Below are 22,101 nucleotides of genomic sequence, written 5' to 3' on the forward strand. Positions count from 1 at the left end.
GTTAGGCCTCCTTAATTTGCTGACACTGTCATCATAAACCTTGGAGCCTACTCTAAGGTCAATTGTTTTTATGTCTTTTATGGTAGGGAGACGTCAAAACATCGCTGTCTGCACCCGCTTCATCAATTAACACCGCATCATGCGTACAGAAAGGCTGTGTGTTCACACAAGTCACGGAAGGATCATCTTCCCGCTCCATATCTTGCCCTGGCATTAATTCAGCAATATGTTTTTTCAGCACCACCAATGAAATTAAGCCAAATACTACTGTGCCTACAGCCTGACCATACAACACACCTAAGGCGCCAAACCATAAAGCACCAAAATAGACAAACGGCAAAGTTCCTAGTGTTGCTTTACCTAAGTTTAATGCCGTTGAGTAAAGCGGCTTACCCAAATTGTTAAACGATGTATTGGCCACAAACATCATGCCATTAAAGATAAAGCTGAGTGCTACATAGGTACAAAAGGCTGTCATGATAACAGCAGCATCACCCTGTAGATTGAACATCTCAATCACTAAACCTTGAGCAAAATAGAGCACTGCGCAAACCAACAAGGTGTATATCGTGGTTACAAGTAAAGAGTTGTTTAACGTTTCTTTGACGCGATCAAAACGCTCTGCACCAAAATTCTGCCCAATAATGGGTCCAACGGCTCCAGAAAGTGCGAAGATCACAGCGAAACAGACAGGCGTTAAGCGGCCAATGACAGCAAAGCCAGCGACAAAATCTTCACCAAACTTAGCGATAGAAGAGGTAACAATGGCATTACCAACAGGCGTCGCAAGGTTAGTGACAATCGCAGGCAGGGCGATGGTTAAAATGGATCGAATATTTTGATTCCAAGTCACAAACGAAGGAATCGCGACTAAATTGTGATGCTTAATAAGTGGGTAAAGCGAGAAGAATAGAACAGTAAAGCGAGCAAAAACAGAAGCGGCGGCGGCCCCTTCCACATTCCAGCCAAAGCCAAAAATGAATAGCGGGTCAAGCAACGCATTTGCAATCCCTCCGGAAAGCGTCGCCCACATCGAACGCTTAGCATCACCCGCAGCCCGCAGCCCTGCCCCAGCCGCCATTGCTAGCGCAACAACCGGGCCACTAGGCAATAGAATTTCTAAGTAGGCTTGCGCTCGCTCCGCAGCAAAACCCTGAGCCCCAATAGCGGCAAGCAGTTCTGGGATGTAGGCATACATAACCACAGCAACAATACAGCTAATCAAAAACGTGGTCATCAATACGCTAACGGTAAGCTGGCGTGCCTCATCAAGCTTCTTTGCGCCCAAAGCTTTTGATACCAGTGCGCCCATAGCAATGGAAGAACCAATAGAAATTGAGGTAGAGAAGAAGACTAATGTACCAGCAAAGCCGACGGCTGCAGCTAATTCGACTTGCCCTAGCATACTGATAAAAAGCATATCGAGTAAGTCGACGACAAACAGAGCCATTAAGCCAACAGACCCAGCACCTGACATCACCAAAATGTGCTTCATGGTTGAACCTTGAGTAAATTTGGCATCTTGGTTCGACATACTCTCTCCTACAGATAAAAGAAAAGGCGCTCAATGCGCCTTTTTCATCAACTCACCGTATCACACCGGATGTTGGAAGCATTCATCAATGTTCTTCCCTATCGCTTTTAAGACATCACGACGCGTGATCATTCCCACTAGTTTACCATTATCAATCACAGGGTAAACTTTAGGTTTGCCAACTTTCATCATGTCGGCGAGTTCAATGATCGACGCCTCCGGAGAAACAGACAACACTTCTTGGTGCATACAATCACCGACAATGTGTGTGTCTTGACAGAAATAACTCACCTTTACCAATTTCTCAAGCAGGTCTTGCTCGGAAAGGAAACCAATCACTTCTTCCTTGTTGTTAATAACCGGACCACCTAAATGTTCCGTCTTTAAAAGCTTATCCAGAGCCGCACTTAAAGGCATTTCCGGGGTAAAAGTCACCGCTTGTAACTTCATGTAGTTTTTAACTTTTAGCGATTCCATATTCGTCTCCTTTATACACAGCGACCACTGCCTATAAAGTAATTGTTGCCTAATTTCTTGATTTTACTAAATGGATATCTACTATTTTTGCAATAGGTGAAGCCTATCACTGTATCCATATGCCAATAGTGGAAGGGAAATCACTGCTGTTTAGTCACATCTTTTTCAGCAAGCCAGCTGCTAATTAGAGAAACGCCAAATGGAACAAAGTAAGTCAGAACCGCCTTATAACCATTAAATTGAGCCATCATAAACAGCGCGTCGTATTGGTTAATCAGGTTTAATAAACTCCCTACAATAATTGCAATGACTAACGCCCTTTTGATTGATGTTGAATTCATTGCCATTCCTTTGTTTTTCCTACACACAAAAAAGGAGCATCTCTGCTCCTTTCATTATTTTACTGTCCATCGCTCAGCGGCTTTGGTATCTGAATCTCGAGAATCCACCCAACGAGTCGAGCCTGTTGTCCGTTCTTTTTTCCAAAACGGCGCTTTTGTTTTCAAGTAATCCATAACAAATTCACACGCTTCAAATGCCGCGCCTCGGTGTGCGCTAGACACACCAACAAAGACAATTTGATCACCAATATCCATATCACCGACTCGGTGTATCACACGGATTTTTTCAACTGGCCAACGCTTTTCAGCTTCATCACAAATTTCAGCCAACGCCTTTTCTGTCATTCCAGGGTAATGCTCTAAGGACAAACCAATCACGTTGTCCCCCAAGTTCATATCGCGAACTTTCCCAACAAAAGTCACAACGGCGCCGGATGATGTACCTTCAGCAAGCAATTGATATTCATCACCCACAGAAAAATCAGCATTCTGAACTGCAACACGAGAATCCATCTTATCCTCCTGTTACTGGCGGGAAGAAAGCAACTTCATCGCCATCATTGAGTTCAGTTTCAAGTGGTACAATCGATTGGTTCACGGCAACAAGTAGCTTTCCAGCTTCCAGTGCTAAAGACCATTTGCCTTCTCGCTCTGCTAGATGGGCACGCAATGCCTCAACGGTTGCAAAGCTGGCTTCTAGTTCAATTTGATCTGTGCCCACCAATTCACGAGTCTGGGCAAAAAAGAGTACTTTGATCATGCATCCACCTTAAAGTGACCAGATTTACCGCCAGTTTTTTCTAGCAGCCGAACTTGCTCAATCACCATGTCTTTCTGTACCGCTTTACACATATCATAAATGGTCAATGCAGCCACTGATGCAGCTGTCAGCGCTTCCATTTCAACCCCGGTTTTACCGGCCAATTTACAAACAGATTCAATACGAACCTTGTTTTCTGATTCGATTGCTTCGAGTTGAACTTCCACTTTAGAAAGTAGCAGCGGATGACATAGTGGGATCAGATCCCACGTTTTTTTCGCAGCTTGGATACCAGCAATTCGTGCAGTAGCAAAGACATCACCTTTATGATGTTGACCGGACACGATCAATTGCAACGTTTCAGGTGCCATGTGAACAAAAGCTTCCGCTCTTGCTTCACGAACAGTTTCAACCTTTGATGAAACATCCACCATGTTTGCTTCACCAGAAGCGTTAATGTGAGTAAATTGGCTCATTACCTCCTCCCTTATACTGAAAGGTGAGGCATGAAGTTACATGGGCGATGACTCGCATCAAGCTGTTGTTTGATAATTTTAGTCCAACCCGTGCGACACGCACCTGTAGAACCAGGCATCGCGAAAATAACCGTATGATTTGCAAAACCAGCAATAGCTCGCGACTGAATGGTTGATGTGCCGATCTCTTCGTAAGAAACCTGACGGAACAGTTCACCGAACCCTTCTACCTCTTTATCAAACAGGGGTTTCAGCGCTTCAGGTGTACTATCACGAGAGGTAAAGCCCGTACCACCAGTGATCATCACGGCTTGTACATTTTCATCAGCTATCCATTGAGAAACAATCGCACGAATCTTGTACATATCATCGATGACAATCTGCTTATCTACAACGTTGTGACCCGCTTCTTTTGCATTCTCGACAAGGTATGCACCAGAGGTGTCATTTTCTTCTGTACGTGTGTCTGAAACGGTAAGAACAGCGATATTTGCTGGTTGGAATTTACTTTCTGCGTGACCCATTTGTCCACCTATCTAAATTATTTGGGAAGTTAAGCTAAGCGCTGCTCAGCTTTAAATTGATTTGTTGTATTAGCCGCCGATTGATGCCAAGTGCGGGGTCATTCCCGTCTTTCCATCATGAAGGAAATGACTGACTGATTTCGATTGTAATTGAGCTTGGATACGCTCTATCAGCTCACTTTCTTGGCCATCGGTTTGAAGTAAGTCGCGTAGCTCCACACCATGCTCACCAAACAAGCACATATGAAGTTTGCCCTTTGCAGAAACGCGCAGACGGTTACAACTTTCACAAAAGTTCTTTTCGTACGGCATGATCAAGCCAATTTCACCTTGATAATCTGGGTGAACGAATACTTGAGCAGGACCATCATTTTTGGCACGCACTTTTAAGATCCAACCATTGGCAATCAGTTGGTTACGAATAGCAACACCGGAAACATGATGGTTATTAAACAGCTCATCCATTTCACCAGTTTGCATTAGCTCAATGAAACGAAGTTGAATTGGACGATGCTTGATCCAGTTGAGGAAAGCAGGCAGTTCACTGTGGTTTAGATCTTTCATCAATACCACATTAACTTTCACTTGTTCATAGCCCACTTCAAACGCGCGATCGATCCCCGCCATCACTTGAGTAAACTTATTTTCTCCAGTGATTTGGTGGAACATTCTCGGGTCTAAGCTATCCACACTAACATTAATATTGGTTAAACCCGCTTGTTTCCACTCAGCGACCTGTTTTTCCATCCGATAGCCATTTGTCGTTGTGGCTACTTTGGTGATCCCTTTCGTTGAAGAAACTTGGTGAATAATGTCAGTAAAGTCTTTCCGCAGACTTGGTTCACCACCCGTAATACGAACTTTGGACGTACCACAATCGGCAAACGCCCGAACCACTCGCGTGATTTCAGGTAGCGATAAAAAAGATGAGTTTTTTTGCCCCGAAGGTTGGTAACCATCAGGTAGGCAGTAAGTGCATTTAAAGTTACAGACATCTGTAACAGACAAGCGCAAGTAATAAAACTTGCGATGGAATCTATCTTCGAATTGTTGCGCCACGGAACACCTTTCCAAACACGGGAGGCCTAATCATTTCCAATTATGCCCTTGTGACAACATGTCACTGGCTCACCACGCCTATCCTTAGACTTAGCTTGATGAGCTCGGAGTTATGGCAACTGTTTGAACAACAGTAGCTATTAGATAAAATACTTAATATTTGTGCGTGTTTCCACCTTTCAGGTCAAAAAAAGCTGACAACAGCTCAATTTACCACTAATTGCGTATTCCCTATCAACGCAATACACTAAATTATAGATGGTTATTTCTAAATAAGTACAAATTCGATGGCTCTGTATTCATCTAAAAAAGTCGTAGCTATTGGTGGCGGCCATGGACTTGGTCGTATGCTAGCAGCTCTAAAATCTTTTGGCTCAAATGCGACTGGGATTGTCACAACCACAGATAATGGCGGTTCAACAGGACGCATTCGTGACTGTCAGGGCGGCATTGCTTGGGGGGATACTCGCAACTGTATCAACCAGTTAATCACCGATCCTTCCATCAGCTCAATGATGTTCGAATACCGCTTTAAAGGCGCTGGCGAACTCGATGGTCATAACCTCGGTAACCTCATGCTAACGGCATTGGATAACCTATCCGTTCGTCCTCTTGATGCAATTAACTTAATTCGAAATATGCTCAAGGTCGATGTCAATATTGTTCCTATGACAGAACACCCAACCGATCTCACCGCATTATCGGTAGACGGTAAATGGGTCACCGGAGAAACAAGTGTCGATGAAATGGAAAACGACCTTCGCCGCTTAGATTTAAACCCTGAAGTACCAGCAACAAAAGAAGGTGTCTTGGCCATTGAACAGGCCGATTGCATTGTACTTGGCCCCGGTAGCTTTTTGACCAGCATCATGCCACCTTTGCTACTTCCAGAGGTTGGACGCGCAATCAATAACAACGTAAAAGCTCAAGTCGTTTTTGTGGAAAACTTGTCCCCGGAATATGGTCCTGCTGGACGAATGTCTCTGAAAGAGAAATTAGAATGGTGTGAGCGTGCGTGTCAGGGAAGAAAAGTCGATGTTGTACTAGGGGACACACCCCACCCAGATCTCGCCGAATGGAACTGTGTCACCAAAGAGCTCGCCTCACCCAACCGAGACTGGCGCCATGATAGAAACAAGCTGCAACAAGCAATCGAGTCTCTATTGCGCGACTAATTGTGCGTAATGTTGATAAGTCAGCTTAAGCAGCTCAATCATTTTCTCTTTGCTGTCTGATTGATTAAAGCCTTGGCCAGTTTTCGCATGTGTATCAATTTCAATAGCATATTCGCACAATACTTCAGCGCCAAAACTGGCCGCGCTGCTTTTTAACGCATGGCTTATTTCCTTTAGATATTGGGTTTTATCCTCAGGATCCGCTTGCAGATTTTCAATATAATTAGATAACTCGCCAAGGAAAATCTGCAACAGCACTGGTACATTTTCCTCACCAATTTCTGAGGCAAGTCGATTTATCTTTTCTTGATTAAGTACTTCCATAGCGGCTTACTGAGCTTCCTTCGTGTTCCAAGCTTGGAGTTTACGATAGATTGTTGACGGACTAACATCGAGGTAACCTGCAGCTTTGGGAATATTCCCATCGCAGGCCTCAATAGCTTGTTCAATTGCATTTTTTTCAGTCATCCACAGCGGGAAAATGTCGTGTACTGAAACGGCTTCTTTTGCTTGAATCGGCATACGGATTTCATTTTCTCCCGGAATGTTCAATGGCGGTGGCAACATATCAAAGCTGATGTCTTTTCCGTTATTAAGCACCACCACGTTACGTAATACATTTTGCAGCTGACGCACATTCCCCGGCCATTCATAACGGGTGAAGCGCTCAACCACGTCAGGCGTCAGACGAACAAAGTCTTTACCTTCCTCTTTCGACATAAAGCCTAATAATGAGTAAGCAATTTCTATGACATCATCACCCCGTTCACGCAGTGGCGGTAAATGTAAAGGAATAACATACAATCGGTAATATAGGTCTTCTCGAAAACGCCCTTCTTGAACTTCCTTCCAAGGATCACGGTTCGTGGCACAAACAAAGCGTACATCAACGCTTTTCATTTTCGACGAACCTACTTTCTGAAACGTACCTGTTTGGATAAATCGCAATAACTTGGTTTGCAGATCTAAGTCCATTTCACACAGCTCATCCAGAAACAGGGTTCCTCCGTCAGCCAATTCTGCCGCGCCTTGACGATCGGTGGCTGCACCGGTAAATGCCCCTTTGACGTGACCAAACAACTCACTTTCGATCAAATCTTTTGGTATCGCGGCACAGTTAATGGCAATGAATGGCTTGTCTCCACGACGGCTCGCTGCATGGATGGCCTCAGCACACACCTCTTTACCCGTACCACTCTCTCCGGTAATGAAGATACTCGCCTTACTGCTCGCTGCTGAATCTATAGTTCGATAGACCGCTTGCATCGTCTGGCTACTACCGATAAAACCCTGATAGCTTTGATTTCCCGGGTTACCAGCTTCATTTTTTAATTTGGTGGCTTTACGAATTGCGTTATTGACGGTCACACGTAAGCGGTCAGCTTCACACGGTTTAATCAAAAAGTCTTGTGCACCATGACGCATGGCTTCTACTGCTGTATCGATGGAACCATGTGCCGTCATAAAGATCACTGGTACATCAGGATCTCTTTGTTTCACTTCATAAAGCACATCCATCCCGGTCATATCAGGCAAGCGCAAATCAAGCAAAATTAAGTCTGGTGTACGCGCAGAAACACTTTCGATAGCGTCTCGCCCTGTCCCAACGATATTGATATCTATCCCAAGTGGTGTGAGGTACGAACGATACAATGCCGCAACAGAAGCCGTATCTTCCACCATCAATAGATATTTTGACTTTGTAGAGTGAGATGAATGTTGCATAACCTAGCCATTATTTTTTTGCATTCTGTATGAATAATTGCATTGCGCGTTGCATTTTGCAAACTTATTACTCATTTGAGTCCATATTAAACGACTTTAGAATACATTATGCACAATAATAATGGCACGATATCTGCTAAAACACTATTGACCCTCAAGGGTCACCTAGCCAACTGACGTTGTTAGTGAACTTAGTATTCACAAATTGAAGCCAATAGACATTTTTGCTATTGGCTATTTTTTTGCTTGAAATCCCTGCTTCGTAATCAGACTAAATTAGCTATTTGCAATAAACTGCTGGCGCAATTTGTCAATTTGATCTCGTTTATCCGCCGCTAATTCAAACTCTAGATCCTGAGCATGTTGATACATTTGAGCTTCGAGTTTACTGATCTCTTTCTCAAGCTCTTGAGGTGACAACACCTGATATGACTGAGAAGGCTCTGCAACTTTAGAAAGCGGAACCGCTTTACTACTACGCTGTTTCCGACTTTTAGCAATATCACCAAGTTCCATAATATCTTTAACATTACGTTTTAGCGCCTGTGGCTGCATACCGCGTTCTTCATTATAAGCTTGCTGTTTTTCGCGACGTCGATTGGTCTCATCCATTGCTTTTTTCATCGATTTTGTAATTGAGTCGGCATATAAGATAGCCTTACCCTCAATATTACGTGCCGCACGACCTATAGTCTGAATCAGTGAGCGCTCTGAACGTAAAAAGCCTTCTTTGTCTGCATCCAAGATTGCCACTAACGATACTTCAGGCATATCTAGACCTTCTCTCAGTAGGTTAATCCCAACCAACACATCAAACTCACCTAAACGCAAGTCACGAATGATTTCGACACGTTCGACCGTATCAATATCAGAATGCAGATAGCGGACTCGAACATCGTGCTCAGTCAAATACTCTGTCAGATCTTCTGCCATACGTTTTGTTAATGTAGTGACCAGTACGCGCTCGTCTTTTGCTGAGCGAATTCGGATTTCCGACAACAAGTCATCGACCTGAGTCGCAACCGGACGTACTTCCAGTTCTGGATCCAATAGCCCAGTTGGACGCACTACCTGATCAGCAATTTCACCTGCAGATTTATCTAGTTCATAATTTCCAGGGGTCGCGGAAACAAAAATAGTTTGGGGGGCCAGTGACTCAAATTCATCAAATTTAAGAGGTCGATTGTCTAGGGCTGACGGTAAGCGAAAACCAAACTCCACTAAGGTTTCTTTTCTCGAACGGTCCCCTTTATACATCGCGCCAATTTGTGGCACTGTCACATGTGATTCATCAATAATAAGTAAACCATCATGAGGAAGGTAATCAAATAATGTCGGAGGCGGCTCTCCCTCACTTCTGCCACTGAGGTAACGTGAGTAGTTTTCTATTCCCGAGCAAAAACCCAACTCGTTCATCATCTCAATATCAAATTGTGTTCGCTGACTTATGCGCTGCTCTTCGAGTAATTTGTTGTTCTCCAAAAGATAGCTCTTACGCTTTTCGAGCTCGACTTTAATGCTCTCAACAGCTTCAAGAATACGCTCTCGCGGCGTTACATAGTGGGTTTTCGGATAAATGGTAAATCTAGGGATATCTCTTTGCTTAACCGCACCTGTCAAAGGGTCAAAAATGCTGATGCAATCAATCTCATCATCAAACATTTCAATGCGTACAGCGTCTTGATCAGATTCTGCAGGAAAAACATCAATCACTTCACCACGGACTCGGAATTGCCCCCGTTCAAAGGCGACATCATTTCGGCTGTATTGCAGCTCGGCTAAACGACGTAAAATATCGCGCTGGTCTAAAATATCGCCTCGGCGAATGTGAAGCATCATTTGCAGGTAAGACTGTGGATCGCCCAAACCATAAATGGCTGAAACAGAAGCAACAATGATAGCGTCTTTACGCTCTAATAAAGCTTTTGTCGCTGACAAACGCATTTGCTCGATATGAGCGTTAACAGAGGCATCTTTTTCTATGAATGTATCTGTGGTCGGAACATAAGCTTCAGGTTGATAGTAGTCATAATAAGAAACGAAGTATTCAACGGCATTGTTGGGGAAAAATGCTTTCATTTCACCATAAAGCTGAGCCGCCAACGTTTTGTTAGGGGCAAGCAAAATAGCAGGACGCTGGGCCTGAGCAATTACATTAGCGAGAGTAAATGTTTTTCCTGAGCCCGTTACACCCAATAAGGTTTGATGAGCCAGGCCGGAGTCTATACCGTCGAGCAATTGGCTTATTGCCGTTGGCTGATCCCCTGATGGCTGATAATCAGATACCAACTCAAAAACTTTACTCATACTAACCTCTGGTGATGTCATTCAATGTCTGTTTATTTTGTCTGTATAAATATACAGACTCAAGTGGTGTTAGGAAAATTAATCGCTGTTTTGCACTTTTTGCTTTCTCACAACTAGATCCTCGTTATTGAACCTGTTATTATGCATCCCCCTCGAAGAGTTTGCCCGAAAAATCCGACAAAACTTTCCCACAACTTACTCACATTTCTACTGAAATCATATTAGAAATACTCCTTAAGAAAGCTAACCCGTAAGCAGTAAATTCAATTAAGAATGATCATAAAGCATTGAATATCAATTAGTTAAAACACCATAACGTTTAGTTATAAAATAAAGCGAAAACTCTAACTTAAGCACACTATTTTTTTGCTCAAGCTTAATTAACACACTTATCCACAATTTTGGTGGATAAGTAAAGCAACCCTAATAACGATAAGGCTTACGAGAAAGTAAAGTATTTTTTTACGGGAAATGAGGTTAATTTGCTGCAGTTTAGTATTGACTTATCTCTGGCTCCTAGCTAAGATGCGCTCCGCTTAAAGCAATTCCCCCTTAGTTCAGTTGGTAGAACGGCGGACTGTTAATCCGTATGTCGCAGGTTCGAGTCCCGCAGGGGGAGCCAAATTCAGAAAAAACCGCATCACCTGATGCGGTTTTTTTGTATTAAGTTTACGCTCTCTCACTTTCCGCTCATCGCTTTCTCACAACTTGAAAAACTTCTCTTCCTTTATCTACTAATGTTTTATATATCCATTATTTATATAAAAAACCAAACACACTCCTAATTAGAATATCTGCAAATATCTAAATATTATTAATTTTAATTATTTTCAATTAATAACCTCATCAAAGTCGTTTAACCAAAGTCGACATTCTATTCACCACACCCCGTCATACCTAGTCTTAGTGTGTCAACTCAACTTATTTCATTGAAAGCATAATCTCTAAATTCTTGATATCCTCCGATTGAACACAACGTCATGCGGTATAACCATTAGCATTCGTGTGATAAAATATTAGATAAATGCTAACAATTTTTCTTTAACTATCGATCGGCACCTAGAATGACAATGATGCCAGCGTAGCCATCATAAAGGCACGCATTTTGAATAGAATGTTATGTTTTGAGTAGGATAAATATGAGTAAGAGTTTTGATTACGTATTAACAACTTGGCTCGAAAATAAAAATATTTCGAGAAAAGAATTGATCGCGATCTTACAGAATAATCATTATGAAATATTCAAAGGATTAGATTCCATAACATTAAGCCGTTGGTTAACAGGAAAAACCGTTCCTTCACTCTATAAACAATTGTTAATTGCAAGAATTCTAGATATTGATCTTGTAGAAGCTATTCTTGCCGTTGATATAAGTAAAGCTAAGTTTTCAAGAAAAGACAGCGGATTACTAGAGCAATTAAAAGAATATATCGATTACTCTCTCGTGTCTTTAGCCTATTCAGCTATTTCTAAAAATCCACAACTTGCGTTAAACCATACCTCGAAAGCTACCCATTTCTCAGAGTTTTCTGATTTCTACAATAACCTTTCAGCTTTATCTGATTTCTATGGAGAGTTATCAAGCTTACAAGAGGACGTTATTGTTACTACCATTGAGCTTCAACATAACGAAAAGTTAGTTGGCCATTGGTCAGGATTTGAAGATCTCAGTTTTACCGAGTCTATACCTTCCTTCCCTAATTTAAGTAAAAATGAAATCGATGAAGGCGCACTCATCAATGTTGGATTTTATTCAAATTCAGCTCATAACTTACAATTAATGACAGCCAGTGCTTGCTACTTTTTATTAAATAAAAGATACCACAACAAAAATACTGTATATGGCTTTGCGACAGGAAAAACCATGGCCAAGTTATATGTTTCTCTTTTTGATATGGAAGTCATAAAAGTTTACCCTTCCAAAATAGAACACCATATAGACGTATACCTCATTAAAGGGGATTTATTAAAGCTACTTTCTCATCCAATGCTGCTAATACCAGTAAAAGATCAACTAGAAACCTTTTTTTCTGGTAAAAGCAGCTCAACTAATCATTTTTTAGAGGCATGTACAACTCATGCAAATAAATAGCATTCAAATGACTTATATTAGTTACCATTAATAAAACCAAAAGATATTAAACAGCTTGTAATGCAATGCAATCCCAGTTTCTTAACGTGTAGCCCTTATTTCTTACTGTAATAAGAGACATATTCGAGAAGTTTAATATCTTTCTGACTTCATGTAATAAAACAGGTAATCGACTTCTTCCAATAAGAACGCTATTCCATATGTGTATTTCTAAGTCATCTCGGCTCACCAGTTCATCAATATGATCTGATAGATAGCACAAACAACGAATACTATTAAGGCTGCAGGCCATTACTTCTGTTCCATCCAGATTACTAACATGCGGCTTTCCTTTATGGTCAAAAAAGACTTTCATTCTAAGGCGTGCTGCCCACTTAACCGGACATATAACGCATGTGATATCTGAACAATGTGATCCAAAAGATTCATTTAAACTTGGTTGATTTAGTTGAGCGACACATTCATTCATCATGACCATCTCATTATAAAGTTTATTTTTATTTCATTTAATGTAATTAAGACTGCTTAAATATAATAAACAGGAACTAGCATCAAAGAATTAGCACGTGATAATTTTGTTTTTCTTTGTTTGCTATCAATTAAAAATACAGTTGCATATATGTGATCCTATTTTCTGGTTCACTGACCCTTTCTATCCTTTTTGCCTTCACGGTTTTTTATTTTTTGATAATAGTTTTCACTCTCACTTTTTTGTTACTAAGATTTTATTGTAGAGCGAGCTGTTGGTCAGAGCGTTGCTTTTTTAAGCTATAATTTAAAACCTTTCCTTCTCAGGTTGTTATTGAGCAGCCAAAGCAGGATAATGTCGGGATCGGAATTTCTAAATTACATAACTATGACCGAATATCTTTTGTTGTTGGTGGGCACAGTGCTAGTCAACAACTTTGTACTGGTGAAGTTTTTGGGCCTATGTCCGTTTATGGGGGTTTCTAAGAAACTAGAAACCGCAATCGGTATGGGGTTAGCCACAACATTTGTACTGACATTAGCCTCGGTATGTGCTTATTTGGTGGAAAGCTATATTTTGCTTCCGCTCGGTTTACAGTACCTGCGTACCATGAGCTTTATTCTAGTGATTGCTGTTGTGGTTCAGTTCACCGAAATGGTGGTACATAAAACCAGCCCAACACTTTACCGTCTGTTAGGTATTTTCCTTCCTCTTATTACGACTAACTGCGCCGTGCTCGGTGTTGCCCTACTAAACATTAACGAAAACCATAACTTCGTTGAGTCTGTTATCTATGGATTTGGTGCGGCAGTCGGCTTTTCTCTGGTTTTGGTGCTGTTCGCTTCCATGCGCGAACGCATTACCGCCGCTGATGTTCCTGCACCTTTCAAAGGTGCATCTATCGCGATGATCACCGCCGGGTTAATGTCTTTAGCCTTTATGGGCTTTACAGGGTTGGTGAAGTTGTAATGAGTTCTATCGTAATCGCAGTTATTGCCATTGCAGCCCTTGCTGCCATATTTGGGGCAATATTAGGTTTTGCCTCTATCCGGTTTAAAGTAGAAGGCGATCCTATCGTCGACCAAATTGATAATATTTTGCCGCAAACACAATGCGGTCAATGTGGTTATCCCGGCTGCCGTCCCTATGCGGAAGCTATCGCCAATGGCGATGCCATCAATAAATGCCCTCCAGGTGGTCAAGCGACCATTGAGAAGCTTGCTGATCTTATGGGAGTAGAAGCAAGTGAGTCAGCACACGAGCTAGACGATATTAAGAAAGTCGCGTTTATTCATGAAGATATGTGTATTGGATGTACAAAATGCATTCAAGCTTGTCCTGTCGATGCGATTGTCGGCGGAACAAAAGCTTTACACACGGTAATTAAAGATGAATGTACTGGCTGTGACTTATGTGTGGCACCTTGCCCAACCGACTGTATTGAAATGATCCCGGTAGAAACCACTACCGCAAATTGGAAGTGGCAACTGGACGCCATTCCTGTTGTTGATATTACCGATTCTGCTAAGTCGCAGAATAGTGTGAATTAAGGACTGGTATGTTGTCATTAATCGAACAAATTAAATCTGGTTCACTGTGGGACTTTCCCGGTGGTATTCATCCGCCAGAAAACAAAGCTCAATCACTTAAAACGCAATTGACTCATGCAAGTTTACCTACGCAGTTGATCTTGCCAGTCAAGCAACACATAGGTAAGCCAGGGACTGTGACCGTTTCCGTCGGTGATCGCGTCTTAAAAGGCCAGCCGCTCAGTAAATATGATTCGAGCTTTATGTTACCTGTCCACGCGCCAACATCTGGGATCGTGACGGCGATAGAGCCTCGTACTTCAGCGCATCCTTCTGGCTTAACAGAGCTTTGTGTTGTTATCGAGTCTGATGGCAAAGATGAATGGGCAGAGCGTAAAGTATTCGACAATTTCAACCAGCTCTCACCAGATGAGCTGATTGAAATAATACGTCAAGCCGGTGTGTCAGGTATGGGCGGTGCCGGCTTCCCGACAGCTAAGAAAATTCAGGCGGGCTTGGCTCGCACCGAAATTTTAATCATCAACGCTGCTGAATGTGAACCCTACATCACCGCGGACGATATTTTAATCCAAGAGCACGCAGATGAAATTATTCGTGGTATCGAAATCGTCGAGCACATTCTTAGTCCAAAGCTGACAATTATCGGTATAGAGGATAATAAACCGCTCGCAATCCAAGCGCTGGAAAGTGCGGCGAAAGACAAAGATATTGTAATTCGCGTCATTCCAACCAAATACCCATCCGGTGGTGAAAAGCAGCTAATCAAGGTGCTGACGAATAAAGAAGTTCCTAACGACGGTATCCCTGCTGACATTGGTTTATTGGTACAAAATGTAGGTTCTATGTACGCGATAAAGCGTGCTGTGTGTGATGGTGAACCGTTAATTGAACGAGTTGTGACCTTAACAGGAAATGCATTTCAGCAACCTAAGAATGTCTGGACACGACTTGGTACATCGGTTCAAGCACTGTTAGATGAATTTGGCTATCAAGCGGATAAAAGACTTCCAAGACTCATTATGGGTGGGCCGATGATGGGCTTCACGCTGCCACATGCAGAGGTCCCAGTTACCAAAACATCCAACTGCATTTTAGCTCCAACCCGAAATGAGATCGTGGCAGACTCATACGAAATGGCATGTATCCGCTGCGGTCAATGTGCTGAAGCATGTCCAGCCTCTTTACTTCCTCAACAACTTCAATGGCACGCAAAAGCCGAAGAGTTCGATAAATGTGAAGAGCTCAATCTCAAAGACTGCATTGAGTGTGGTGCTTGTGCGTTTGTGTGCCCAAGCGAAATTCCTCTCGTTCATTATTATCGTAAAGCAAAAGCCGAAATAAAAACTCGGAAAGAGGAGGCTGAAGCATCTGAACGTGCGAAAGCGCGCTTTGAAGAGAAAAAAGCGCGAATGGAGCGCGACAAAGCAGAGCGAGAAAATCGCTTCAAAAAAGCAGCCGATGATCGCAGAAAAGAGATGAAGAAAACGGGTGGTGACGATGCAATCGCTGCCGCCATCGCTCGTGTGAAAAAACAAAAAGCCAACAACGAAGCGGAAACACCAGCAGTCAAACCAGCCGTTGCCGCTGCCATTGCCAAAGCGAAAGCCAAACAAGCCGCAGCTATGCAAGCAGGCGACAGCGAGCCAGATAATTCAGAAATGATGAAGCTGCGTGAAGAACGCAAACGTCAGGCAAGAGAACGTAAAGCGGCTAAGGCAGAGCAACAATCTGCCACTGAAAACTCTAATGACAAACAAGATGCGGTCGCCGCTGCAATCGCTCGTGCTAAAGCGAAGAAAGCTCAAGCACAAAACACTGATGCTTCCAACACCGACAAAAAAGCAGCAGTAGCTGAAGCCATTGCAAGAGCGAAAGCTCGCAAAGCGAAGCAAGAAAGTAAGCCAGTGGCAGAGCCTGAATCTTCACCAGCTCCAATGCAAGAGGACGATCCGAAAAAAGCAGCTGTTACTGCCGCTATAGCACGTGCTAAAGCGCGCAAAGCGAAGCAAGAAAGCAAACCGACTGCTGAGTCGGAAGCTTCACCAGCTCCAGAACAAGAAGACGATCCGAAAAAAGCAGCTGTTGCTGCCGCTATTGCACGCGCTAAAGCGCGCAAAGCGAAGCAAGAAAGCAAACCAACTGCTGAGCCGGAAGCTTCACCAGCTCCAGCGCAAGAAGACGACCCGAAAAAAGCAGCCGTTGCCGCCGCTATAGCACGTGCTAAAGCGCGCAAAGCGAAGCAAGAAAGCAAACCGACTGCTGATCCGGAAGCTTCACCAGCTCCAGAACAAGAAGACGATCCTAAAAAAGCAGCCGTTGCCGCCGCTATTACACGCGCTAAAGCGCGCAAAGCGAAGCAAGAAAGCAAACCGACTGTTGAGCCGGAAGCTTCACCAGCTCCAGCACAAGAAGACGCCCCTAAAAAAGCAGCCGTTGCCGCCGCTATTGCACGTGCTAAAGCGCGCAAAGCCGCAAAAGAGCAACAATCAAAACCAAGCCAACAACCTGAGGAGAAAGAGTAATGGCCTTCTTCATTGCCAGCTCACCACACGCGCACAGTCGAAGAAGTACTCCTGATCTGATGAAATGGGTCGCCTTATGTGCGTTACCTGGTTTAGCAACACAGACGTATTTCTTTGGTTGGGGTACCATTATTCAGCTGATCATGGCCATTGTTATTGCATTGGTTTTAGAAGCAGGTGTGATGCTCACTCGCAAGCGTCCCCCCATGTCAGCACTCAGGGACAATAGTGCCCTAGTCACCGCTTGGCTACTTGCGGTTGCGATACCGCCACTCTCTCCTTGGTGGCTCATTACAATTGGTTTGGTGTTTGCTATTTTAATTGCCAAGCATCTATACGGTGGGATCGGGCAAAATCCATTCAACCCAGCGATGGTTGCTTATGTGGTCCTGCTGATCTCTTTCCCAGTTCAAATGACCAGTTGGATTTCTCCAGCTGAACTACAAACGACTCATATCTCTATGGGAGATGCTTTCTCGTTAGTATTCAGTGGATTGAATAATGAAGGGCTATCCTTACAACAAATCCGGACTGGCATTGATGGGGTGACCATGGCAACCCCTCTGGATGCATTTAAAACATCACTGCACTCAGGCCATACAGCGGCTGAAGCCCTAAGCCAACCTCAATTTTCTTCCTTAGCTGGTATCGGTTGGGAGTGGGTAAACCTCGCGTACTTGATCGGCGGATTACTGCTGCTGAAAATGCGAGTTATCAGCTGGCATATTCCCGTGAGCTTCCTAATGAGCTTATTGGTCATCAGTAGCCTATTTATGTTATTCGCCCCTGATTCAACAGCATCACCACTACTCCATTTATTATCTGGCGCAACAATGCTCGGTGCATTCTTTATCGCGACAGATCCCGTTTCTGCATCAACAACCGTCAAAGGACGCCTGATTTACGGTGCCTTTATTGGGATCATGGTATTCATCATTCGTAGTTGGGGTGGTTTCCCCGATGGCGTGGCTTTTGCCGTATTACTCGCTAACATGTGTGTTCCGCTGATCGATTACTACACTAAACCACGAACTTACGGGCATTAAGGAGCAATATGTTAAACGCTATTCGTAAAAACGGCGTCACACTTGCCATTTTTGCCTGCGCTTCGACAGGCCTTGTGGCATTGACGCAATATCTCACTCAAGATCAAATTAAACTGCAAGAACAGAAACAACTGCTTTCCGTGCTAAATCAAGTTATTCCCCACGATTTACACGATAACGAGCTTTATCGTTCATGCACTTTGGTCAGTGACCCCGCTCTAGGCACAACAACGCCGATGCCAGCCTATTTCGCCACATTAAATGGTAAGCCAAGCGCACTGGCTATCGAAGCCATCGCCCCAGATGGCTATAACGGCGCGATTAAACTTATCGTTGGTATCAAGCAAGATGGCACCATTACTGGCACTCGAATTCTGTCTCACCAAGAAACACCGGGGCTAGGTGATAAAATTGATTTACGTATTACCGATTGGGTCTTGGGCTTTAGCGGCAAACAGGTGACAGAGCAAAATATCAACACTTGGAAAGTGCGCAAAGACGGCGGCCAGTTTGACCAATTTACAGGCGCCACAATTACCCCTCGTGCGGTCGTCAAGGCGGTCAAAAATACCGTAAACTACGTCAACCAAAATCGCGAACAGCTACTTAAGCAACCGATGGATTGTGGAGACAATCATGGCTGAGCATAAAACTCTGATTAAAAATGGCATGTGGGACAACAACCCCGCACTCGTCCAACTGCTAGGCCTGTGCCCTTTGCTTGCGGTCTCATCTACAGTGACCAATGCTCTAGGGCTCGGCATCGCAACCTTACTGGTTCTGGTGGGATCTAATGTAACCGTGTCACTGGTACGAGATTTTGTCCCTAAAGAAGTGCGTATTCCAGTGTTTGTCATGATCATTGCTGCATTGGTTACTTGCGTACAGCTGCTCATGAATGCTTACGCTTATGGCCTGTACTTATCACTGGGCATTTTCATCCCCCTTATTGTTACCAACTGTATCATTATTGGCCGTGCAGAAGCCTTTGCGTCTAAAAATGATGTATTGCCCGCCGCGCAAGATGGTTTCTGGATGGGCATGGGAATGACCAGTGTACTCGTTTTATTAGGTGCCATGCGTGAAATCATTGGCAATGGGACACTATTTGATGGTGCAGATCTTCTGCTCGGAGATTGGGCAAAAGTGCTTCGTATTGAAGTCTTTCATTTCGACAGTAGCTTCTTACTTGCATTACTACCGCCAGGCGCATTTATTGGCGTTGGCTTACTGATCGCCCTCAAAAACGTTATCGATAAGCAAATGGAGTCTCGCCAACCAAAACAAGAAAAAGCGACGATAGAGCGCGTGCGAGTCACCAACCAATAAGAATACACAGGAAGCAGCCTACCAATGAACAAAACAAAACGCATAGAGATCTTGCAACGACTGAGGGATGACAATCCCAACCCACAAACCGAGCTTAACTGGAGCTCTCCATTTGAGCTCTTGATTGCGGTGCTGCTTTCTGCGCAAGCGACCGATGTCAGTGTGAACAAAGCCACAGATAAGCTTTACCCTGTAGCTAACACACCACAAGCCTTATTCGATCTGGGTGTCGACGGTGTTAAAGAGTACATCAAGACTATTGGCTTATTTAACTCTAAAGCTGAGAACGTTATCAAAACGTGTCGTATTTTGTTAGACAAACACAACGGCGAAGTACCAGAAAACCGTGAAGCACTCGAAGCACTACCCGGTGTCGGCCGAAAAACAGCCAATGTTGTTCTTAACACCGCATTTGGTTGGCCCACGATTGCGGTTGATACCCACATATTTCGTGTCTCCAACCGAACTAAGTTCGCAATGGGGAAAAATGTGGATGAAGTCGAAGAAAAGCTACTAAAAGTGGTCCCTAAAGAGTTTAAATTAGACGTTCATCATTGGTTAATTCTTCACGGTCGCTATACCTGTGTTGCCAGAAAGCCACGTTGCGGCAGCTGTATTATTGAAGATCTTTGTGAGTTCAAAGAAAAAGTCTATCCAGAGAGCTAGGAGCAAGCTATGTCAAATGGTCGTATTCTTCACACAATGCTACGTGTCGGTGACTTAGATAAGTCTATCGAGTTTTACACCCAAGTTATGGGTATGCAGCTTCTGCGTACCAACGAAAATACGGAATACAAGTATACCCTTGCATTTCTTGGCTACGGTGATGAATCCCAAGGAGCAGTGATTGAGCTGACTTACAACTGGGGAACCAGTGAGTATGATTTAGGCTCAGCATTTGGCCACATTGCGATTGGGGTCGATGATATTTACACCACTTGCGACACCATTAAAGCAGCTGGAGGCAACATTACACGTGAGCCAGGCCCCGTCAAAGGCGGAACAACCCACATCGCATTCGTAAAAGACCCTGATGGCTATATGATTGAGCTCATCCAAAATAAGCAAGCCAGTGCTGGACTAGAAGGCTAACCCTGTTTCAAATAAGCAATATATATCAAATAGATACAAAATATTCATAAGGCAGCAATTCGCTGCCTTATTTTTTAACTTTACATGATAATCGTTATCATTTAATCTTTCGATACCTCGTGTGTTGGAGATAATAAAAATGGGCATCGCAGATTGGGAGAAGCATACACTACTTGCTGACATAGCAATGAAGGAAGACGATCAGTTGAGAAGTATTCTTCATTATCAGCAAGCATTGACGCTCAGTGAACGAATTAGTGATTCCGAAGACGTTGATGTCGAAGATCGCTTAATGATTTCGGTGATCTCATGCCATAACCTCGCTTCTTTCTGGCGTACTGTTGGCGACACCACCTACGAACTCAAATATCTACAACTGGCATCAGAGAAGGTGTTAACGCTCGTACCACAGTGCCCAAATACAGATTGCAATGCGTTTATTGATTCGATGGGGTGCTGTAAAAAAGCGCTGATCGAATTTATGAAACGTCACCCAAATCCTGAAATTGCAAAGCAAGTTCAAGATATTGATACCGCAACTAACTGCAATCTAATCGCCAAATTCCGCCTAAATTAAAAAAAGCCAGCTGATGCTGGCTTTTTTTGTTCATTAGACTTGTGTCCGACCCAGAGATATTACCACACGTCGATTTCGGTCTTTACCGATTGGAGAAGCATTGTCATCAATAGGTCGACGTTTGCCATAGCCTTGAACCTGAATCCTATCTTCCGGCAACCCCAGAGACTTAAAGTAGTTTCTTAACACTTCAGCACGGCGCTCAGATAGATTTTGACTGGCACTTTTACTGTCCTCTGCATCGGTATAGGTCGAAACCAACACCAGATCAATATCTTGGTTATAACGAATGTACTCTGCGATCTGAGCTAAGCGCTTTTGTGACGCTTTGTTAAGATCAACACTCGTACGGTCGTAATGAAGAATAGTGAACGATATATCTTCAAAACTGTAAGGCAATAAATTAGCAATACAGCTACTAAAAACGTTGTATTGCTGCTGGAAAAGTACTGAAGACAGCGCCACTTCCACTCGTTGATCGCGGCTTTGCCACTCTTGATAACTAAACGTTGGATAGCGCCCCTTTTCGAGTTCATCCAATAAGCTCCAAGCGGTTTGCCCACCGACGTAACCGTCAAACTGCTTGAAAAAACGTAAATTGGTAATGCGCTCAGCACCATCGCCAGGGCGCCACACTGGCGGCATAGAGACCAAATTCACATCACGGGTTTCCCCCATCGGACGCTTCATTTTCAATTCGAAATCGAGGTTAATTTTTTTGCTCGCATGAGACGAAAAAACCGCATCGCCAAAATTAGGGATCGGGTGCACTAAGCGGCATTCAAGCGGCGTATTGGACACCATTTGCCAAGTCGACTGCTGCGGTTTAGCAACATAGCGCTTTTCTATTGCATTAGAGGCATATGACGCAATAGAACAGGAAAACAGAAGACTGATTGCTAACAGCTTTTTCATAGTGACGTTATCTCAATAGGTACAGCTTGAGGAGGCAACACATTGCCATCCGTATTTATTCTCACTAAATAATGCAAAAAGCTCGCCACCCTAGGTGTCATGTTCACCGCTTTTTATTCAGCTCGCTGGT

The 22,101-nt window shown here is 43.5% G+C and carries 24 protein-coding genes, 1 tRNA gene and 1 riboswitch; of the genes, 12 read left to right on the plus strand and 13 right to left on the minus strand.

Translation table 11 applies throughout. The features are described from left to right. Positions 1 to 58 precede the first annotated feature (58 nt). The 8 genes from ACQEXS_RS03675 to moaA all read right to left on the minus strand — a co-directional run bounded on the left by ACQEXS_RS03675 (position 59) and on the right by moaA (position 5,171). Positions 59 to 1,534, minus strand: coding sequence for an MATE family efflux transporter (locus tag ACQEXS_RS03675; protein WP_427012880.1), 1,476 nt, complete (start codon positions 1,532 to 1,534; stop codon positions 59 to 61). 60 nt (positions 1,535 to 1,594) lie between these two features. After that, positions 1,595 to 2,011, minus strand: a complete 417-nt coding sequence (locus ACQEXS_RS03680; RefSeq protein WP_367987006.1) for a CBS domain-containing protein — start codon at positions 2,009 to 2,011, stop codon at positions 1,595 to 1,597. Positions 2,012 to 2,151: 140 nt separating this feature from the next. Next, entirely contained in the window at positions 2,152 to 2,352 is a 201-nt protein-coding gene (gene nrtS, locus ACQEXS_RS03685) for a nitrate/nitrite transporter NrtS (protein WP_367987007.1), read from the minus strand. A gap of 54 nt (positions 2,353 to 2,406) precedes the next feature. Beyond that, positions 2,407 to 2,865, minus strand: a complete 459-nt coding sequence (moaE, locus tag ACQEXS_RS03690; protein WP_367987008.1) for a molybdopterin synthase catalytic subunit MoaE — start codon at positions 2,863 to 2,865, stop codon at positions 2,407 to 2,409. Between the two features lies 1 nt (position 2,866). Beyond that, positions 2,867 to 3,112, minus strand: a complete 246-nt coding sequence (moaD, locus tag ACQEXS_RS03695) for a molybdopterin synthase sulfur carrier subunit (protein WP_427012881.1) — start codon at positions 3,110 to 3,112, stop codon at positions 2,867 to 2,869. After that, on the minus strand, positions 3,109 to 3,588 hold the full coding sequence (gene moaC / locus ACQEXS_RS03700) for a cyclic pyranopterin monophosphate synthase MoaC (protein ID WP_427012882.1): 480 nt from the start codon (positions 3,586 to 3,588) through the stop codon (positions 3,109 to 3,111). Before moaC ends, moaD begins: the two co-directional genes overlap by 4 nt. Positions 3,589 to 3,599: 11 nt before the next feature. Further along, positions 3,600 to 4,112, minus strand: a complete 513-nt coding sequence (gene moaB / locus ACQEXS_RS03705) for a molybdenum cofactor biosynthesis protein B (RefSeq protein ID WP_239865573.1) — start codon at positions 4,110 to 4,112, stop codon at positions 3,600 to 3,602. 69 nt (positions 4,113 to 4,181) lie between these two features. Then, positions 4,182 to 5,171: a GTP 3',8-cyclase MoaA gene (moaA, locus tag ACQEXS_RS03710; RefSeq protein ID WP_427012883.1), complete on the minus strand. Its 990-nt coding sequence runs from the start codon at positions 5,169 to 5,171 to the stop codon at positions 4,182 to 4,184. Beyond that, positions 5,160 to 5,293: riboswitch (molybdenum cofactor riboswitch) on the minus strand. (Overlaps the previous gene by 12 nt.) A 165-nt stretch (positions 5,294 to 5,458) precedes the next feature. Between moaA and ACQEXS_RS03715 the strand changes: the two genes are divergently transcribed. Beyond that, positions 5,459 to 6,346: a YvcK family protein gene (locus ACQEXS_RS03715; RefSeq protein WP_427012884.1), complete on the plus strand. Its 888-nt coding sequence runs from the start codon at positions 5,459 to 5,461 to the stop codon at positions 6,344 to 6,346. Here ACQEXS_RS03715 and luxU read toward each other — a convergent pair. The 3 genes from luxU to uvrB form a co-directional block, all read right to left on the minus strand. Beyond that, positions 6,332 to 6,670, minus strand: a complete 339-nt coding sequence (luxU, locus tag ACQEXS_RS03720; protein WP_367987013.1) for a quorum-sensing phosphorelay protein LuxU — start codon at positions 6,668 to 6,670, stop codon at positions 6,332 to 6,334. The genes ACQEXS_RS03715 and luxU overlap by 15 nt on opposite strands. 6 nt (positions 6,671 to 6,676) lie before the next feature. After that, positions 6,677 to 8,071 (minus strand): quorum-sensing sigma-54 dependent transcriptional regulator LuxO, encoded by a 1,395-nt coding sequence (gene luxO / locus ACQEXS_RS03725; RefSeq protein WP_427011640.1) that lies wholly within the window; start codon positions 8,069 to 8,071, stop codon positions 6,677 to 6,679. A 276-nt stretch (positions 8,072 to 8,347) separates the two neighbouring features. After that, entirely contained in the window at positions 8,348 to 10,378 is a 2,031-nt protein-coding gene (gene uvrB, locus ACQEXS_RS03730; protein ID WP_427012885.1) for an excinuclease ABC subunit UvrB, read from the minus strand. 546 nt (positions 10,379 to 10,924) lie between these two features. Here uvrB and ACQEXS_RS03735 point away from each other — a divergent pair. Continuing rightward, positions 10,925 to 11,000, plus strand: a tRNA-Asn gene (locus ACQEXS_RS03735). Positions 11,001 to 11,517: 517 nt separating this feature from the next. Then, a complete protein-coding gene (locus tag ACQEXS_RS03740; RefSeq protein WP_427012886.1) occupies positions 11,518 to 12,471 on the plus strand; it encodes a helix-turn-helix domain-containing protein in 954 nt (317 codons plus the stop codon). 46 nt (positions 12,472 to 12,517) lie between these two features. Here ACQEXS_RS03740 and ACQEXS_RS03745 read toward each other — a convergent pair whose 3' ends face one another. After that, positions 12,518 to 12,943 (minus strand): winged helix-turn-helix domain-containing protein, encoded by a 426-nt coding sequence (locus ACQEXS_RS03745; RefSeq protein ID WP_427012887.1) that lies wholly within the window; start codon positions 12,941 to 12,943, stop codon positions 12,518 to 12,520. A gap of 384 nt (positions 12,944 to 13,327) precedes the next feature. On the opposite strand from ACQEXS_RS03745, the gene rsxA reads away from it, so the two are divergent. The 9 genes from rsxA (at position 13,328) to ACQEXS_RS03790 (ending at position 21,056) form a co-directional block, all read left to right on the plus strand. Further along, the gene (gene rsxA / locus ACQEXS_RS03750) at positions 13,328 to 13,909 is read left to right on the plus strand and encodes an electron transport complex subunit RsxA (RefSeq protein WP_367987018.1); all 582 of its coding nucleotides are present in this window, start codon (positions 13,328 to 13,330) and stop codon (positions 13,907 to 13,909) included. Beyond that, on the plus strand, positions 13,909 to 14,490 hold the full coding sequence (gene rsxB, locus ACQEXS_RS03755) for an electron transport complex subunit RsxB (RefSeq protein WP_367987019.1): 582 nt from the start codon (positions 13,909 to 13,911) through the stop codon (positions 14,488 to 14,490). The genes rsxA and rsxB overlap by 1 nt, the downstream gene beginning before the upstream one ends. An 8-nt stretch (positions 14,491 to 14,498) precedes the next feature. Then, on the plus strand, positions 14,499 to 17,012 hold the full coding sequence (rsxC, locus tag ACQEXS_RS03760; protein ID WP_427012888.1) for an electron transport complex subunit RsxC: 2,514 nt from the start codon (positions 14,499 to 14,501) through the stop codon (positions 17,010 to 17,012). Next, entirely contained in the window at positions 17,012 to 18,058 is a 1,047-nt protein-coding gene (gene rsxD / locus ACQEXS_RS03765; RefSeq protein WP_427012889.1) for an electron transport complex subunit RsxD, read from the plus strand. The genes rsxC and rsxD overlap by 1 nt, the downstream gene beginning before the upstream one ends. Before the next feature lie 8 nt (positions 18,059 to 18,066). After that, positions 18,067 to 18,702, plus strand: a complete 636-nt coding sequence (rsxG, locus tag ACQEXS_RS03770) for an electron transport complex subunit RsxG (protein WP_427010072.1) — start codon at positions 18,067 to 18,069, stop codon at positions 18,700 to 18,702. Further along, positions 18,695 to 19,387, plus strand: coding sequence for an electron transport complex subunit E (locus ACQEXS_RS03775; RefSeq protein ID WP_427012890.1), 693 nt, complete (start codon positions 18,695 to 18,697; stop codon positions 19,385 to 19,387). The genes rsxG and ACQEXS_RS03775 overlap by 8 nt, the downstream gene beginning before the upstream one ends. Positions 19,388 to 19,411: 24 nt before the next feature. Then, a complete protein-coding gene (gene nth / locus ACQEXS_RS03780) occupies positions 19,412 to 20,053 on the plus strand; it encodes an endonuclease III (protein WP_367987024.1) in 642 nt (213 codons plus the stop codon). A 9-nt stretch (positions 20,054 to 20,062) separates the two neighbouring features. After that, entirely contained in the window at positions 20,063 to 20,479 is a 417-nt protein-coding gene (gloA, locus tag ACQEXS_RS03785) for a lactoylglutathione lyase (RefSeq protein WP_427010070.1), read from the plus strand. Positions 20,480 to 20,618: 139 nt separating this feature from the next. Beyond that, complete coding sequence (locus ACQEXS_RS03790; RefSeq protein ID WP_367987026.1) at positions 20,619 to 21,056, plus strand: DUF2753 domain-containing protein; 438 nt, start codon at positions 20,619 to 20,621, stop codon at positions 21,054 to 21,056. A gap of 33 nt (positions 21,057 to 21,089) precedes the next feature. Here the strand turns inward: ACQEXS_RS03790 and motY are convergent, their stop codons facing one another. Continuing rightward, complete coding sequence (motY, locus tag ACQEXS_RS03795; RefSeq protein ID WP_367987027.1) at positions 21,090 to 21,971, minus strand: flagellar protein MotY; 882 nt, start codon at positions 21,969 to 21,971, stop codon at positions 21,090 to 21,092. Positions 21,972 to 22,101 lie beyond the last annotated feature (130 nt).

Origin of the sequence: Vibrio sp. TRT 17S01, assembly GCF_050113695.1 — a bacterium.
GTDB lineage: Bacteria > Pseudomonadota > Gammaproteobacteria > Enterobacterales > Vibrionaceae > Vibrio.

Excerpts from the sequence above, each read along its gene's own strand:
- ACQEXS_RS03675 (WP_427012880.1), bottom strand. The coding sequence starts at position 1,534 with ATGTCGAACCAAGATGCCAAATTTACTCAAGGTTCAACCATGAAGCAC.
- ACQEXS_RS03680 (WP_367987006.1), bottom strand. The coding sequence starts at position 2,011 with ATGGAATCGCTAAAAGTTAAAAACTACATGAAGTTACAAGCGGTGACT.
- nrtS (WP_367987007.1), bottom strand. The coding sequence starts at position 2,352 with ATGAATTCAACATCAATCAAAAGGGCGTTAGTCATTGCAATTATTGTA.
- moaE (WP_367987008.1), bottom strand. The coding sequence starts at position 2,865 with ATGGATTCTCGTGTTGCAGTTCAGAATGCTGATTTTTCTGTGGGTGAT.
- moaD (WP_427012881.1), bottom strand. The coding sequence starts at position 3,112 with ATGATCAAAGTACTCTTTTTTGCCCAGACTCGTGAATTGGTGGGCACA.
- moaC (WP_427012882.1), bottom strand. The coding sequence starts at position 3,588 with ATGAGCCAATTTACTCACATTAACGCTTCTGGTGAAGCAAACATGGTG.
- moaB (WP_239865573.1), bottom strand. The coding sequence starts at position 4,112 with ATGGGTCACGCAGAAAGTAAATTCCAACCAGCAAATATCGCTGTTCTT.
- ACQEXS_RS03715 (WP_427012884.1), top strand. The coding sequence starts at position 5,459 with ATGGCTCTGTATTCATCTAAAAAAGTCGTAGCTATTGGTGGCGGCCAT.
- luxU (WP_367987013.1), bottom strand. The coding sequence starts at position 6,670 with ATGGAAGTACTTAATCAAGAAAAGATAAATCGACTTGCCTCAGAAATT.
- luxO (WP_427011640.1), bottom strand. The coding sequence starts at position 8,071 with ATGCAACATTCATCTCACTCTACAAAGTCAAAATATCTATTGATGGTG.
- uvrB (WP_427012885.1), bottom strand. The coding sequence starts at position 10,378 with ATGAGTAAAGTTTTTGAGTTGGTATCTGATTATCAGCCATCAGGGGAT.
- ACQEXS_RS03740 (WP_427012886.1), top strand. The coding sequence starts at position 11,518 with ATGAGTAAGAGTTTTGATTACGTATTAACAACTTGGCTCGAAAATAAA.
- ACQEXS_RS03745 (WP_427012887.1), bottom strand. The coding sequence starts at position 12,943 with ATGATGAATGAATGTGTCGCTCAACTAAATCAACCAAGTTTAAATGAA.
- rsxA (WP_367987018.1), top strand. The coding sequence starts at position 13,328 with ATGACCGAATATCTTTTGTTGTTGGTGGGCACAGTGCTAGTCAACAAC.
- rsxB (WP_367987019.1), top strand. The coding sequence starts at position 13,909 with ATGAGTTCTATCGTAATCGCAGTTATTGCCATTGCAGCCCTTGCTGCC.
- rsxC (WP_427012888.1), top strand. The coding sequence starts at position 14,499 with ATGTTGTCATTAATCGAACAAATTAAATCTGGTTCACTGTGGGACTTT.
- rsxD (WP_427012889.1), top strand. The coding sequence starts at position 17,012 with ATGGCCTTCTTCATTGCCAGCTCACCACACGCGCACAGTCGAAGAAGT.
- rsxG (WP_427010072.1), top strand. The coding sequence starts at position 18,067 with ATGTTAAACGCTATTCGTAAAAACGGCGTCACACTTGCCATTTTTGCC.
- ACQEXS_RS03775 (WP_427012890.1), top strand. The coding sequence starts at position 18,695 with ATGGCTGAGCATAAAACTCTGATTAAAAATGGCATGTGGGACAACAAC.
- nth (WP_367987024.1), top strand. The coding sequence starts at position 19,412 with ATGAACAAAACAAAACGCATAGAGATCTTGCAACGACTGAGGGATGAC.
- gloA (WP_427010070.1), top strand. The coding sequence starts at position 20,063 with ATGTCAAATGGTCGTATTCTTCACACAATGCTACGTGTCGGTGACTTA.
- ACQEXS_RS03790 (WP_367987026.1), top strand. The coding sequence starts at position 20,619 with ATGGGCATCGCAGATTGGGAGAAGCATACACTACTTGCTGACATAGCA.
- motY (WP_367987027.1), bottom strand. The coding sequence starts at position 21,971 with ATGAAAAAGCTGTTAGCAATCAGTCTTCTGTTTTCCTGTTCTATTGCG.